This window comes from Pseudomonas sp. 2 (assembly GCF_056627435.1).
On the sequence record NZ_JBWXNG010000024.1, the window covers coordinates 71212 to 84649 of the forward strand.

Consider the following 13438-nt stretch of genomic DNA (forward strand, 5'->3'; position numbering starts at 1 on the left):
ACAAGATTGACCGGCCGGGTTGCGCGAAGATCCTCAGGGCCTGAGCGGCAGCGCAGTTTTGTAGCGCACCTGTTTGAGCGAAAGGCTGGATCGGATCTTCTCCACCTCCGGCATCGGCGACAGACGCTCGATGATGAAGTGCTCCAGCGCCTGCATGTCGGCCATGACCACGCGCAGCAGATAATCGGCGTCGCCGGTCATCAGGTAGCACTCCATTACCTCTTCGCATTCGCACACGCGGCGCTCGAAGTTCTGCAGGGCTTCGCGGCTCTGCTCCTTCAAGCTGATGGAGATGAACACGTTCAGGCGCAGGCCCAGATGTTCCGGCGCCAGCAGTGCGACGTACTCGCGGATGCAGCCGCTGGCCTCTAGCGCCTTGACCCGCGCCAGGCAAGGCGAGGGCGAGAGGTGTACGCGCTTGGCCAGTTCGACGTTGGACAGGCTGCTGTCGCGTTGCAGCTCGCGGAGGATCTTCAGGTCAATGCTGTCGAAGTTCATCGTGCTTCCATTTGCCATTTTTAGAGTTTTTTATGCTGACGATCATGCTTTCGGCCACGCAGATCGGTCATTAAATCTGCGAGCGCAAGCATAGACTTTTCCTTAATCAACGGGAGGTGTCTATGGGCCATTTCGATTCGGCTGCCGCCGCGCGCAGCCACGACGATCAATTGGAGCTGAACGAGTGGCGCGATGCGCTGATGTCGGTGCTGGACAACGCCGGCGCCGAGCGCGCCCGTGAAATCATGGACATGCTGGCCAGCCTGGCCCGCGACCCCGGTATCGGTTGGCAGCCGGCCCATGGCACGCGTTACATCAATACCATCGGCGTCGAGCAGCAGCCGATGTTTCCCGGGGATCTGGCCATCGAGGAACGCCTGGCCTCGTTGATGCGCTGGAACGCGCTGGCGATGGTAGTGCGTGCCAATCAGGCCTATGGCGAGCTGGGCGGGCATATCGCCAGTTATGCCAGCGCCGCCGATTTGTTCGAGGTGGGTTTCAATCATTTCTTCCGCGCCCGCAGCGGTGAGCAAGGTGGCGACCTGGTGTTCTATCAGCCCCATTCGGCGCCGGGCATTTATGCGCGGGCGTTTCTGGAAGGGCGCTTGAGCGAGGACGATCTGGCTCACTACCGGCAGGAAATCACTGGCCCTAAGGCTGGCGCGCGCGGGTTGTCGAGTTATCCACACCCCTGGCTGATGCAGGACTTCTGGCAGTTTCCCACAGGGTCGATGGGCATCGGCCCGATCAGCTCGATTTATCAGGCGCGCTTCATGCGCTACCTGCAACATCGCGGGTTGCAAAACACCGCTTCCCGCCATGTGTGGGGCGTGTTCGGCGATGGTGAAATGGACGAGCCGGAAAGCATGTCGGCACTGACCCTGGCCGCGCGGGAGGGCCTGGATAACCTGACGTGGGTGGTCAACTGCAACCTGCAGCGCCTGGACGGGCCGGTGCGGGGCAACGGGCGGATCATCGACGAACTGGAAGCGCTGTTCAGCGGCGCCGGCTGGAATGTGATCAAGCTGGTCTGGGGCTCGGACTGGGACCCGTTGTTCGCCCGCGACACCGACGGCTCGCTGGTGCGGGCCTTGTCGCACACCGTCGACGGGCAGTTCCAGACCTTTGCCGCCAAGGATGGCCAGTACAATCGCGAGCACTTTTTCGGGCAGAACGACGCCCTGAGAAAACTGGCCGAGGGCCTCAGCGACGAGCAGATCGATCGCCTCAAGCGCGGCGGCCACGACCTGGTGAAAATCTTCGCGGCCTACAAGGCGGCGAGCGAGCACAAGGGGCGGCCGACGGTGATTCTGGCCCAGACCAAAAAGGGCTTCGGCATGGGCGAGGCCGGTCAGGGCAAGATGACCACCCACCAGCAGAAGAAGCTCGACCGCGAGGCGCTGCTCCACTTCCGCAATCGCTTCCATCTGCCATTGACCGACGATCAGGCAGAGAACCTGAGTTTCCTCAAACCCGAGGCGGGCAGCGCCGAGATGCGCTATCTGCTGCAGCGGCGCCAGGCGCTGGGCGGCTCGGTACCGGCGCGCAGCAGCGCTGCCGAGCCCGTGGCCGTGCCGGTTCGCGATAGCTACGCCAGCTTCGCCACCCAAGCCGACGGCAAGGAAATGTCGACCACCATGGCCTTCGTGCGCCTGCTCGGCAACCTGCTCAAGGACAAGCAGCTTGGCCCGCGTGTGGTGCCGATCGTCGCGGACGAAGCGCGCACCTTCGGCATGGCCAATCTGTTCAAGCAGATCGGCATCTATTCCAGCGTTGGCCAGCGCTACGAGCCTGAGGACATCGGCTCGATCCTCAGCTATCGCGAAGCCACCAACGGCCAGATTCTGGAGGAGGGCATCAGCGAAGCCGGGGCGATCAGTTCCTGGGTGGCCGCGGCGACCAGCTACTCGGCCCATGGCCTGCGCATGCTGCCGTTCTATATCTATTACTCGATGTTCGGTTTTCAGCGCATTGGCGATCTGATCTGGGCCGCTGCCGACCAGCGCGCCCGGGGCTTTCTGCTGGGCGCCACGGCGGGCCGCACCACATTGGGTGGCGAAGGTTTGCAGCATCAGGACGGTTCCAGTCATTTGATGGCCGCCACGGTGCCCAACTGCCGCGCCTATGATCCGGCGTTCGCTGGCGAGTTGGCCGTGATCCTCGACCACGGCATGCGCCGGATGCTGGAGCAGGATGTCGACGAGTTCTATTACGTCACCCTGATGAACGAAAACTATCCACAGCCTTCGCTGCCCGAGGGCGTGGAGCAGTCGATCATTCGCGGGATGTATCGGTTTACCGATCACTCTGTCGAGGGGGCTCGGGGCCGGGTGCGCTTGCTCGGTTCCGGCACGATCCTGCGCGAAGCGATTGCGGCTGCCGAGTTGCTGGCGCAGGACTGGCAGATCGAAAGCGAGGTGTTCAGCGTCACCAGTTTCACCGAGCTGGAACGTGAGGCGCGTGAAGTGGAGCGCTGGAATCGGCTGCATCCCGAAGCGGCGCGCAGGGTCAGCCATCTGCAAGCGAGCCTGCCGACGGGGGCGCCGGTGATTGCGGTGTCGGATTATGTCCGCGCCGTGCCGCAGTTGATTGCTTCCTATGTCGGCAGTGATTACACCGTGCTGGGCACCGACGGCTTTGGCCGCAGCGATAGCCGCGCGCAATTGCGGCGGTTCTTCGAGGTGGACCGTCATCACATCGTGCTGGCGGCGGTGACGGCGCTGGAGAAGGAGGGCGAGTTGCCGACGGGGGTGGCGGGGCGGGTGATCGAGCGGTATGGGATCGAGGTGGATGCAGACGCACCGTGGCGCTGCTGATCCTGTAGGAGCGAATTTATTCGCGAAGCGGTGGTACAGGCGATAGATCTCTATCGGACGTACCATTTTTCGCGAATGAATTCGCTCCTACAGAGGCGGTTGCGACCTTGAGATCGCCATCGCCGGCAAGCCGGACTGCTACGGGTTTGGTGTTGTGCTATTGGCCCTTCATCGCCGCCGTCATCTTGTCCACGTTGTAGCGAAACATCTTCACGTAGGTCGCCGCCGGGCCGTTGGCGGGCGACAGCGATTCCACGTACAGCTCGCCGCCCGGGTGCGCGCCGCTGGCCTTGGCGATCTGCTGCACCAGGCGCGGGTCGCTGGAGTTTTCGAAGAAGTAGGCGCTGATGTGCTCCTGCTTGATCTGGGTGATCAGCTTGCCGACGTCAGCAGCCGAGGCTTCGGTCTCGGTGGAAAAGCCCAGCGGCGAGAGGAAAGTCACGCCATAGGCATCACCGAAATAGCCGAAAGCATCGTGGGACGTCAGTACCTTGCGCTGTGGGGCAGGGATGGCGTTGATCTGGGCGCGAGCGTAGGCGTCCATGTCCTGCAACTGAACGATGTATTTCTCACCGTTGGCCTTGTAGTCGGCTGCGTGTTCCGGGTCGGCTTTCTGTAGCGCCTTGATGATGTTTCTGACGTAGACGATGCCGTTGACCGCGCTGTTCCAGGCATGCGGGTCGGTGATCTTCTCGCCGTCTTCTTCCATGCTGCGGGTCATGATGCCGTTGGACAGCACCACCGGCTCACCCTTGTAACCGGAGGCAGTGATCAGCCGGTCGAGCCAGCCTTCCAGGTGCAGGCCGCTGACGAACACCACGTCGGCCTTCTTCAGGGCCTGGGCGTCGTTGGGCGTCGGCTCGTAGACGTGAGGGTCGCCGTTGGGGCCGATCAGCGAGGTCACGTGGACGTGATCGCCGCCGACGTTTTTCACCATGTCGGCGATAACGGTGAAGGAGGCAACGGTTTCCAGGTCTTTTGCCTGGGCGAAGCTGGCCAGACCCGACAGCGCCAGTGCGGCGGTCAGAAGCGTCAAACGTTTCATGTGATTTCCTTGAAGTGGGAGAACGATCAGCCGGACAGGTGAGCCCTCGGGAACAGCCGGTGCAGGAAACCGCTGCGTCCAAAGAACAGTGAGAACAGGTAAAAGGCGCTGGCGGTCAGGACGATGGCCGGGCCCGACGCGACGCTGGCGTGGTAGGACACGATCAGGCCGATGAAGCCCGAGAGCGTGGCGACCACCGTGGAAATCACGATCATGCCGGTCAGAGAAGTCGACCAGAAACGTGCGACGGTGGCAGGCAACATCATCATCCCGACCGCCATCAGTGTGCCGAGCGCCTGAAAGCCTGCGACCAGATTGAGCACCACCATCAGCAGGAACAGCACGTGATACAGGGATCCGCGGCCACCGACTGCGCGCAGGAAACCGGGGTCGAAGCATTCCAGAATCAGCGGCCGGTAAATCAGCGCCAGCAGCACCAGGGTGAACGAGGCGATGGCGCCGACCATGAAAATCGCCTGATCGTCGATGGCCAGAATGGTGCCGAACAGCACATGTAGAAGGTCGACGTTTGAGCCGTGCAGCGAGACGATCAGCACGCCCGCCGCCAGCGAGGTCAGGTAGAAACTGGCGAAGCTGGCGTCCTCCTTCAGCGTGGTGAAACGGCTGACCAGGCCTGACAGCAAGGCCACGGCCAGCCCGGCGACCAGGCCGCCGAAGCCCATGGCCGGCAGCGACAGCCCGGCGAACAGAAAGCCTACTGCAGCGCCCGGCAAAACCGCGTGGCTCATGGCGTCGCCCACCAGGCTCATGCGCCGCAGCATCAGCAACACGCCCACCGGCCCCGAGCCGATGCCCAAGGCCAGGCAGGCCACCAGCGCGCGGCGCATGAAGCCGAAGTCGACGAAGGGTTGAATGATCAGGCTATAGAGCGTCACAGCGTGGTGTCCTCGTCGGCTTCGCACGCCACGGCGTCCGGGCTCCAGTGCTCGGCCATGTTCTTGGCGCGGCGCAGATTGTCGGCATGCAGGATCTCGGCGGTGTTGCCCCAGGCGATGGTTTCCCGTGCTAGTAGCAGGGTGCTGGGGAAGTGCTGGCGGACCTGCTCGATGTCGTGTAGCACGGCGATCACGGTGCGGCCCTGGCCGTGCCAGGTCTCGATGAGCTTGAGCAGATCGCGGGTGGTGCGCGCGTCGATGGCCGTGAAGGGCTCGTCCAGCAGAATCACCGAGGCGTCCTGCAACAGCAGCCGCGCGAACAGCACGCGCTGAAATTGCCCGGACGACAGCGAACCGATGCTGCGTTGTTCAAAGCCCGCAAGCCCCACCGCCACCAGCGCTTCGCGGGCTTGTTCGGCGTGTTTGCGCGTCGCCCCGCCAAACGCGCCGATGCTGCGCCAGGCGCCCATCATCACCGTGTCGGCCACGCTCAGCGGGAAGCTGCGATCGATCTCGGCCGCCTGCGGCAGATAGCCGATGTGCCGCGTCTTCAGGCTGCCGCGATCCACACGGCCCACCGCAGGTTTCAGCGTCCCGGCGATGGCCTTGATCAGCGTCGACTTGCCCGCGCCGTTCGGCCCGACAATGGCCGTCAGGCTGCCCGCCGCAAAGCGCCCGCTGACATGATGAACTGCCGGTCGGCGCTCATAGGTCACGGTCAGGTCATGCAGATCGATCGCCGCGCTCATGGAATCGCCACCGCCCACGCGATGCCCGCCCACAGCAGCGCGATCAGAATCAGCGACACCAACACCCGCTTGCCCGCCGATTGAGCGAGCGCGGAGGCGGCGATATTGGGGGAAAGTCTGGGTGCGGGTTTCATGAAGCGCGTGCCTGAAATGTTTTGTTATACTATTACATCACTATTTTCAGGCGCGAGGGAAGGGGTATTTTGGGCTGGTTCAGGAATGCGACAGTTTGAAGGCCTGTGGGGGATCGGCGTTTTCCTCGGGCGGCAAACCCTGTAGTTTTCCGCACACGCTTCCTACTTTTTCAGGATCACATCCCTCATGTCCGCCTCCCATCGCCGCTCCGTTCCCCTCGCCAAATGCTATCGCCTGCTCAACCACGGCCCGACCGTGCTGGTCAGTGCCGCTCATGAGGGGCAACGCAACATCATGGCCGCGGCCTGGGCGATGCCGCTGGATTTCCAGCCGCCCAAGGTGACGGTGGTGCTGGACAAGTCGGTGTGGACGCGCACGTTGCTGGAAGGCTCGGGCACGTTCGTGATCAACGTGCCGACGGTCAGCCAGGTGGATATCGTCGAGACAGTGGGCTCGACCTCGGGGCTTGAGATCTCCCAGGAGCAGGACGTCGACAAGTTCAAGGCGTACAACCTGGCGACCTTCGACGGCGAAGTGGTCCAGGCGCCGATGCTGGAGGGCTGCGTGGCGTGGCTGGAGTGTCGTCTCATCCCTGAGCCGCACAACCAGAATCAGTACGACCTGTTCATCGGCGAGGTGGTCGCCGCCTGGGCCGACGAGCGTGTGTTTTCGGACGGCCATTGGCATTTCGCCGGGCACGATGCGCTACGCACCATCCACCATGTGGCCGGTGGGCATTTTCAGGTGATTGGCGACGAGGTGGTGGGCAAGGTGCTGGAGCGTTGACCTCGCCCCGTAGCAGCACGGCTTGCCGGCGGGGCGTTCTTGAAATCGCCACAGCCGGCAAGCCGTGTTGCTACAGATGAAAAACGGGTCAATCCTTGACCAGTTGCCCATCCACCAGGCGCCAGGTGTGCAGCGGATTGCTCTGTTGCAGCGCAGGCGGCAGCAGTGAGTCCGGCACGTTCTGGTAGCACACCGGCCGCAGGAAACGATCGATGGCGGTGGCGCCCACCGAGGTGCTGCGGCTGTCCGATGTCGCCGGGAACGGGCCGCCGTGGACCATCGAATAGCTCACCTCGACCCCGGTCGGAAAATCATTGAACAGAATTCGCCCGGCCTTGCGTTCGAGTATCGGCATCAGCGCCTGGGCAATCGCCTGATCGCCTTCTTCATAGTGAAGCGTGACCGTCAACTGGCCGTCGAACTTCGCCGCGACACGTTGCAGATCCGCGACGTCCTTGCACACGATCAGCAGTGCACTCGGCCCGAAGTTTTCGTCTTCCAGTGCCGGGTTGGCGAGGAAGGTCGCCGAGTCAGTGCGGAAGAACGCGGCGCGCGCCTGGAATGAACCTTCGGCTTCGCGGCCTTCGGCAACCAGCGTCACACCCGCCGCTTTGTGCAGATTGTTCAGGCCATTGCAGTAGGCGCCGTGAATGTTCGGCGTCAGCATGGTGGTCGGAGTTTTCTCACTCAGCGCGCGGGCCGTTGCCGAGACGAAGCGCTCCAGTGCATCGCTCTCGAGCGCCAGCAAAATGCCCGGGTTGGTGCAGAACTGCCCGGCACCGAGCACCAGCGAATCGGCAAAGCCTTGCGCGATGGTTTCAGCGCGATTGGCCAGTGCAGCGGGCAGCAGGAACACCGGATTGATGCTGCTCATCTCCGCATACACAGGAATCGGTACGGGACGCGCCTGTGCGGCGGCAACCAGTGCCAGGCCGCCGCGCCGCGAACCTGTGAAACCCACCGCCTGAATCCGTGGATGACTGACCAGCGCCTGGCCGACGGAAATATCCTTGTCGATCAGCAACGAGAACACGCCTTCGGGCATGCCGGTATCGGCAGCGGCCTTCTGGATGACCCGACCCACCAGTTCGCTGGTGCCCAGATGCGCCGGGTGCGCTTTGACGATGACCGGGCATCCGGCGGCCAGCGCCGATGCGGTGTCGCCACCTGCAACCGAGAACGCCAACGGGAAGTTGCTGGCGCCGAACACCGCGACCGGGCCAATACCGATGCGCCGCTGGCGCAAATCGGCGCGGGGCAGCGGCTGACGATCAGGCAGCGCGCTGTCCAGCACCGCGCCATGCCAGCGACCGTCGCGCAGCAGGCTGGCGAACAACTTGAGCTGATTGACCGTGCGCATCCGCTCACCTTCAAGGCGTGGCTTGGGCAGACCGCTTTCCACATGAACGCGCTCGATCAGCGTGTCGCCCAGATCCAGCAGCCCTTGGGCAATCGCGTCGAGGAAGGTCGCGCGCTGCTCGTCGCTCAGTTGGCGGTACGGATCGAACGCCGCTTCAGCCAGTTCACAGGCGGCATGGACATTGCCTGTCGTGCTGGCGCCAAAGACCGGAGCCAACTGCTCGCCAGTGGCGGCCGCCAGCGCAAACACCTCGCCACCCTGACCGCGAACATTGCGCTGGCCGATGATCGTTTCACCAAGAATCTGCATGGCTACACCTCCCGTTGTTTTACTCGATGGTTATTGTGGGTGCTTTGTGTTGCATTGTTGTGGGGTGCGGTGAGGGTACATCACGGAGACTTCGCGCCGCATCAAGGTATCGAAGGCAGCATTTTCGGGGTTGTGATGACGTTTTAAACGGACCAAAATATCGACCTATTTTGAGGGCTTTATTATGCAAAGCGTTTTGGCTGATGTGGCTGTGAGCGTATCCGAGCTGAAGAAAAATCCGTCAGCGGTACTGCGGGGAGGGCATGGTTTGCCGGTTGCTGTGCTCAATCACAATAAGGTCATGGGCTATATGGTGCCGACCGAGGTGTTCGAAGCCATGATGGAGCGGCTTGATGATCTGGATCTGGCCGAGCTGATCAAGTCTCGAGCGCACGAAGTGCCGGTGTCGGTAAGCCTTGATGACTTATAAGCTCGAATTTCTGCCATCGGCGTTAAAAGAGTGGGAAAAGTTGGGTGCCACCTTGCGCGAGCAGATGAAGAAAAAGCTCATTGCCCGGTTGGAGTTGCCTAGAGTGGCCGCCGATGCTCTTCACGGTATGCCGGATCACTACAAGATCAAATTACGTAGCGCGGGGTACCGGCTGGTCTATCGCGTGGAAGATCAGCGTATTGTCGTGACGGTTGTCGCGGTCGGAAAGCGCGAGCGTGGTGATGTCTATGATGTTGCGAAGAAACGTTGAATGCTGCGCAGGCGAATCGGCAGCATTCAACACGTGAAAATCTACTGCTGAACCGCGCTATACCCTTCAAACGCAGTCTGCTGGGCAATCGCCGTCACGATGTTCTTGCGCGTGGCAGGCTGTTCATTGCCGTCCTTGTCGGTGAAGACTTCGCTTTGCAGCTCTGCCTCGTCACCTTCGCCTGTGAAGGAGAAGCCCAGGAACTCGAACGCCTCGCGGTCGACGTTGGCTTTCGAGCGCGGGGTGCGCAGGGGCAGGGTGACGCTGATGCCGTCCTTGCTGATGACGAACACTTCGGCTTCTTTCTTCGGGCGCGACGCCTTGCTCTTGCCGCCGCTCGGGTTGCTGACGGCCTGATGGGTCTGGTTCAGCACCTTCAACGCCAGGCTGTAGACCAGTTCCTGAAACGCCGGGTCGTCCTTGTAGCTGGACAGAATGCGGCTGATCGGGAATTTCGTGCTCAGGTCTTCCAGTGCAGCCATGTCGGCGGCTTCGGCGTCCTTGAGTTGCTTGAGCTGGCCCATCAGCTCGTAGGCCTGGTCGTCGTCGAAACGGTCATGGGCCTGACGGATCGCAGCGCGAAGTTCACGAATCTGATCGCTTTCCTTGGCGCTCTGAAAGGCATCGAGCACCATCTCGCTGATGGTCTTGGCCTGGGGCACGTGCTGTGAAAGATTGATGGCGTCTTCGTAAGCCTGCTTGGCGGAGAGGGCAGGCACTGCTACGTCGGTTTGGAAATCAGACATTGAACATCCATTGCTTCATTGACGGGGTTCGAGATGCGAGACGGCCTATGGCGTCTCGCGACTCGAAGGACTGGCAGGGTAAGTTATTTACCGCCGAGTGCACCACCCGCCGCGCCGCCCAGGCCTGCGCCGATGGTGCTGCCGGTGCTGCCGCCCAGCTTGTTGCCGATGATCGAGCCCGCCGCGCCGCCCAGACCGCCGCCGACCGCTGCGCGAGTCTTGTGGCCCTTCTTGGCAGCGACTGCGCCACCGGCCGCGCCCGCGACGCCTGCGCCAATGGCCGCACCGTTGCTGCCGCCCAGTTGCTGGCCAACGACGTTACCCAGCGCGCCGCCCAGACCGCCACCCAGCGCAGCATTGGTGCCGCTACCGGCCATTGCGCCTTGGGAAACCAGAAGACCTAGAACCAGTGCAGGAATTGTGAAACGCATGAACTCGACCTCGGAAAGATAGGGAGCGGATTATGGGGAGGTGCCGTAGAGGCTCTGGGCCAGCTTGATCCACAAAACGATGCGCGGATCAGACAGCCAGAAACAACAAAGCCCGCACGAGGCGGGCTTTGTTGAGGTACTTGGTGGCTACACAGGGACTTGAACCCCGGACCCCAGCATTATGAATGCTATGCTCTAACCAACTGAGCTATGTAGCCAAGTGGCGCGCATTATTCGCTGAGACAGTGGATGTGTCAAGCGTCTGTTCAAAAAATTTATTCGTACGATCAATTGCTTAGGTTTTTCCGTCGCCGGTCTCGTGCCGGACGCCTTCTGCCGCGTCACTGCGGTGACAACCTCTTGGGGCATTCTGAGTGCTTTCGCCCCACTTTGGCGCACGCCACTTGCACCGCAATCGAGCGCGCTCCTATTTAGATGGCTTGGTGCTATCGGTCCGATTCTTGCTATCTGTCCAATACTGTTCATCCGCCGCCAGACCCGCCTGCGCCACAGCAGACGGGCGGTGATCGTTATTGAAACAAAGACATGGCATTTTGCCGGTAACAATGAGAGGCAACGCCTGTCGTGGTCACAAGCTGCGGTAGCGGGTTGTCCGTGAGGAGTGGTCGGACATGCAAAGTCTTCTGTCGCCCGGTATCCGTCTGCTCGGACGCCTGGGGTTCGCACGCAAGTTTCAGGTGCTTTTCTTGCTGTTCATGCTGCCGCTGGTGGGCAGCCTGTGGATGATCGGCCAGGATTACCGCAACAAGCTGGCGGTGATTTCCGGCGAGCAATCCGGCGCCCGTCAATTGCTGGCGCTCAACGCACTGGATGACCAGCTGACGGCCCAGCGCAACCTGGCCTCTCGCTGGAAAGCCGCCGATATCCTGCATGACCCGACGCCCGCCGCCAAAGCCGCCATGGCCGCGCTGGATGCCGCCGTCCCTGTACTGAATCAGACGCTCGCGACCCTCGGCGAGCAACTCAAGGCCCACAAGGCCGGGGCTGACACCCTGGCGCGCTATCAGGCGCTGCAATCGGCGGTGACCGGCATGGATTCCAGCGCGCTGCGCACCGTGGGCTGGTGGCCCGATGGCTATGACCGCTTCACGGCGGCACTGACGGCGCTGCAAAGCCTGCGCGAACAGATCGCCATGGACTCCGGCCTGATTCTCGACCCGTGGCTGGAAACCTATCAGCTCATGCAAGTGGCGACGCAACAGGCGCCCGACCTGATCGAGCGCGTGGCGCGCACGGCCAGCATCGGCCAGTCGTCGGTGGCCTCGGGGCAGTTCTCGCTGCAAAGCCGCCTGCAGATGCGCGACCTGCGCAGTCGCATCGGCGATGCCCGCGATCAACTGGTGAAGGCCGGGTCGTCGCTGCAAGCCAAGGCCTATCCGGGCATGGAAGACTGGAGCCGGCAATACACCGACAGCCTCCAGCGTCTGGACAGCGAACTCAAAGTGCTGGACGACGGCGTCTTCGCCGGCACCATCAAGCTGGACACGGCCGCCTTCGAGCGCAGTGTCGACAGCACGCTGCAGGCGCTGGCCGCACTGCGCAATCAGTCGCTGCAATCGCTGGACAGCCGTCTGGATCACTACCACGACCAGGCGATTCGCCAGTTCATCCCGGTCGCGGCGGTGTTCGGCATTCTGGCGCTGGCCGCGCTGTATCTGTTCATGTGCCTGCAGACGTCGATTCGCCGCAGCGCCAGCGGCATTACGACCCTGGCCGAGTCGCTGCGCGACGGCAATCTGTGTGTCGAAGTGGCTGTCGAAGGCCGCGATGAACTGGCCGCCATCAGCACCGCGCTCAACGTGGCGGTGGTTCAGTTGCGCAGCAGCCTGCTGGGCGTCAACCACGAGACCCAGCAGCTGGGTGCGGCGGTGCAGACGCTCAATTCGCAGTCCGGCAGCACGCTCAGCGAAGTGGAAGATCAGCAGCAACAGATCAGCCAGATCGCCGCAGCCGCCACGCAACTGGCGGCCACGTCCATGGGCGTTGCCAAGAGTTGCGAAGAGGCCTCGGGCAGCGCGCAGCAGACCCGGCAGATCGCTCAGGACAGCAGCCGCGACAGCCAGCGCACCACGGCCAGCATCCAGCAGCTCAATCAGAAACTCACCGAGACGGCCGACGCGCTGGGCAAGGTCAGCGAGCAGGGGCAGCAGATTCAGTCGGTGGTCGACAGCATTCGCGGGATCGCCGAGCAGACCAACCTGCTGGCGCTCAACGCCGCGATCGAAGCGGCGCGGGCGGGCGAACAGGGGCGCGGTTTTGCGGTGGTGGCCGATGAGGTTCGCAGCCTGTCGCAACGCACCCAGGCTTCGACCGCACAGATTGCCGGCACCGTCGACAGCCTGCGGGCCACGGTGAGCCAGGCAGTGAGCTTGATGGAAGCCGCCTGCGGCCAGGCGGTGACCGATGCGCAGTCGGTCACCGGTCTGGGTGAGCGCCTGGGCGAAATCGCCAGTGCGGTGCAATTGGTCACCGATACCTTGGCGCAGATCGCGACCGCCGTTGAAGAACAGGCCGCCACCGCCGATGAAGTCAGCGGCAATATCCAGCAGGTGGACCAGGCGGCCGGACGCTTGCTCGACGGCGCACGAGCGGTCAACCACGCCGCCGATACCCTGAGCAAAGGCAGCCGGGCATTGAGCGACAACACCTCACGGTTCAACCTCGGTTAACCACGTGTCTGTGAACACCTTGTAGCAGCACGGCTTGCCGGCGGAGACGCCCTCAAGATCGCACCCGCCGGCAAGCCGTGCTGCTACGAAGGCCATCGCTCTCGCGCTCTTGATCTGGCTTTTGATTTTGATCTTCATGCGCGCAAGTCCAGACACCACAAATCGCGACTTGGGTGCAGGCTGAACGCAGGCGATGTGGAGTGGGCCAAGCGGCAGGATGCCGCGCGAGGCGCGGGGCCATGGATGGCCCATTCGCGCCGGGCCCACGGAACATCG

The 13438-nt window shown here is 62.6% G+C and carries 14 protein-coding genes and 1 tRNA gene; 5 read left to right on the forward strand and 10 right to left on the reverse strand.

Features of this window, described 5'->3' with window-relative positions; all coding sequences use genetic code 11:
- Positions 1 to 33: 33 nt before the first annotated feature.
- Positions 34 to 498 (reverse strand): Lrp/AsnC family transcriptional regulator, encoded by a 465-nt coding sequence (locus AC1MEK_RS28305; protein ID WP_074759287.1) that lies wholly within the window; start codon positions 496 to 498, stop codon positions 34 to 36.
- 122 nt (positions 499 to 620) lie between these two features.
- On the opposite strand from AC1MEK_RS28305, the gene mdeB reads away from it, so the two are divergent.
- The gene (gene mdeB / locus AC1MEK_RS28310; RefSeq protein ID WP_480399557.1) at positions 621 to 3314 is read left to right on the forward strand and encodes an alpha-ketoglutarate dehydrogenase; all 2694 of its coding nucleotides are present in this window, start codon (positions 621 to 623) and stop codon (positions 3312 to 3314) included.
- Between the two features lie 157 nt (positions 3315 to 3471).
- Here the strand turns inward: mdeB and AC1MEK_RS28315 are convergent, their stop codons facing one another.
- The 4 genes from AC1MEK_RS28315 to AC1MEK_RS28330 are packed head-to-tail and all read right to left on the reverse strand — an operon-like array spanning position 3472 to position 6138.
- Positions 3472 to 4359: a metal ABC transporter substrate-binding protein gene (locus tag AC1MEK_RS28315; RefSeq protein WP_480399558.1), complete on the reverse strand. Its 888-nt coding sequence runs from the start codon at positions 4357 to 4359 to the stop codon at positions 3472 to 3474.
- Between the two features lie 26 nt (positions 4360 to 4385).
- Positions 4386 to 5255 (reverse strand): metal ABC transporter permease, encoded by an 870-nt coding sequence (locus AC1MEK_RS28320; RefSeq protein ID WP_480399559.1) that lies wholly within the window; start codon positions 5253 to 5255, stop codon positions 4386 to 4388.
- Positions 5252 to 6004: a metal ABC transporter ATP-binding protein gene (locus AC1MEK_RS28325; protein ID WP_480399560.1), complete on the reverse strand. Its 753-nt coding sequence runs from the start codon at positions 6002 to 6004 to the stop codon at positions 5252 to 5254. Before AC1MEK_RS28325 ends, AC1MEK_RS28320 begins: the two co-directional genes overlap by 4 nt.
- On the reverse strand, positions 6001 to 6138 hold the full coding sequence (locus tag AC1MEK_RS28330) for a hypothetical protein (protein WP_480399561.1): 138 nt from the start codon (positions 6136 to 6138) through the stop codon (positions 6001 to 6003). The genes AC1MEK_RS28325 and AC1MEK_RS28330 overlap by 4 nt, the downstream gene beginning before the upstream one ends.
- A 187-nt stretch (positions 6139 to 6325) precedes the next feature.
- Here AC1MEK_RS28330 and AC1MEK_RS28335 point away from each other — a divergent pair, with 187 nt between their 5' ends.
- The gene (locus tag AC1MEK_RS28335; protein ID WP_480399562.1) at positions 6326 to 6925 is read left to right on the forward strand and encodes a flavin reductase family protein; all 600 of its coding nucleotides are present in this window, start codon (positions 6326 to 6328) and stop codon (positions 6923 to 6925) included.
- An 88-nt stretch (positions 6926 to 7013) separates the two neighbouring features.
- Here the strand turns inward: AC1MEK_RS28335 and AC1MEK_RS28340 are convergent, their stop codons facing one another.
- On the reverse strand, positions 7014 to 8594 hold the full coding sequence (locus AC1MEK_RS28340; RefSeq protein ID WP_480399563.1) for an aldehyde dehydrogenase (NADP(+)): 1581 nt from the start codon (positions 8592 to 8594) through the stop codon (positions 7014 to 7016).
- A gap of 184 nt (positions 8595 to 8778) precedes the next feature.
- Here AC1MEK_RS28340 and AC1MEK_RS28345 point away from each other — a divergent pair, with 184 nt between their 5' ends.
- Together AC1MEK_RS28345 and AC1MEK_RS28350 are read left to right on the forward strand one after the other, a co-directional pair.
- A complete protein-coding gene (locus AC1MEK_RS28345; RefSeq protein ID WP_480399564.1) occupies positions 8779 to 9024 on the forward strand; it encodes a type II toxin-antitoxin system Phd/YefM family antitoxin in 246 nt (81 codons plus the stop codon).
- Complete coding sequence (locus AC1MEK_RS28350; RefSeq protein WP_480399565.1) at positions 9014 to 9295, forward strand: type II toxin-antitoxin system RelE family toxin; 282 nt, start codon at positions 9014 to 9016, stop codon at positions 9293 to 9295. The genes AC1MEK_RS28345 and AC1MEK_RS28350 overlap by 11 nt, the downstream gene beginning before the upstream one ends.
- Before the next feature lie 41 nt (positions 9296 to 9336).
- On the opposite strand, the gene AC1MEK_RS28355 is transcribed toward AC1MEK_RS28350, so the two are convergent.
- The 3 genes from AC1MEK_RS28355 to AC1MEK_RS28365 form a co-directional block, all read right to left on the reverse strand.
- Positions 9337 to 10041 carry a hypothetical protein gene (locus tag AC1MEK_RS28355; RefSeq protein WP_480399566.1) on the reverse strand — a complete coding sequence of 235 codons (705 nt, stop codon included), beginning with the start codon at positions 10039 to 10041 and terminating at the stop codon, positions 9337 to 9339.
- Between the two features lie 83 nt (positions 10042 to 10124).
- Positions 10125 to 10472 carry a bacteriocin gene (locus tag AC1MEK_RS28360; RefSeq protein ID WP_480399567.1) on the reverse strand — a complete coding sequence of 116 codons (348 nt, stop codon included), beginning with the start codon at positions 10470 to 10472 and terminating at the stop codon, positions 10125 to 10127.
- A 141-nt stretch (positions 10473 to 10613) separates the two neighbouring features.
- A tRNA-Met gene (locus tag AC1MEK_RS28365) sits at positions 10614 to 10690 on the reverse strand.
- A 414-nt stretch (positions 10691 to 11104) separates the two neighbouring features.
- Here AC1MEK_RS28365 and AC1MEK_RS28370 point away from each other — a divergent pair.
- A complete protein-coding gene (locus tag AC1MEK_RS28370) occupies positions 11105 to 13162 on the forward strand; it encodes a methyl-accepting chemotaxis protein (protein ID WP_480399568.1) in 2058 nt (685 codons plus the stop codon).
- On the opposite strand, the gene AC1MEK_RS28375 is transcribed toward AC1MEK_RS28370, so the two are convergent.
- Positions 13142 to 13438, reverse strand: a 297-nt coding sequence (locus tag AC1MEK_RS28375; protein WP_480399569.1) for a hypothetical protein, incomplete at its 5' end; no start/stop codon positions are given. The two genes, AC1MEK_RS28370 and AC1MEK_RS28375, sit on opposite strands and share 21 nt — an antisense overlap.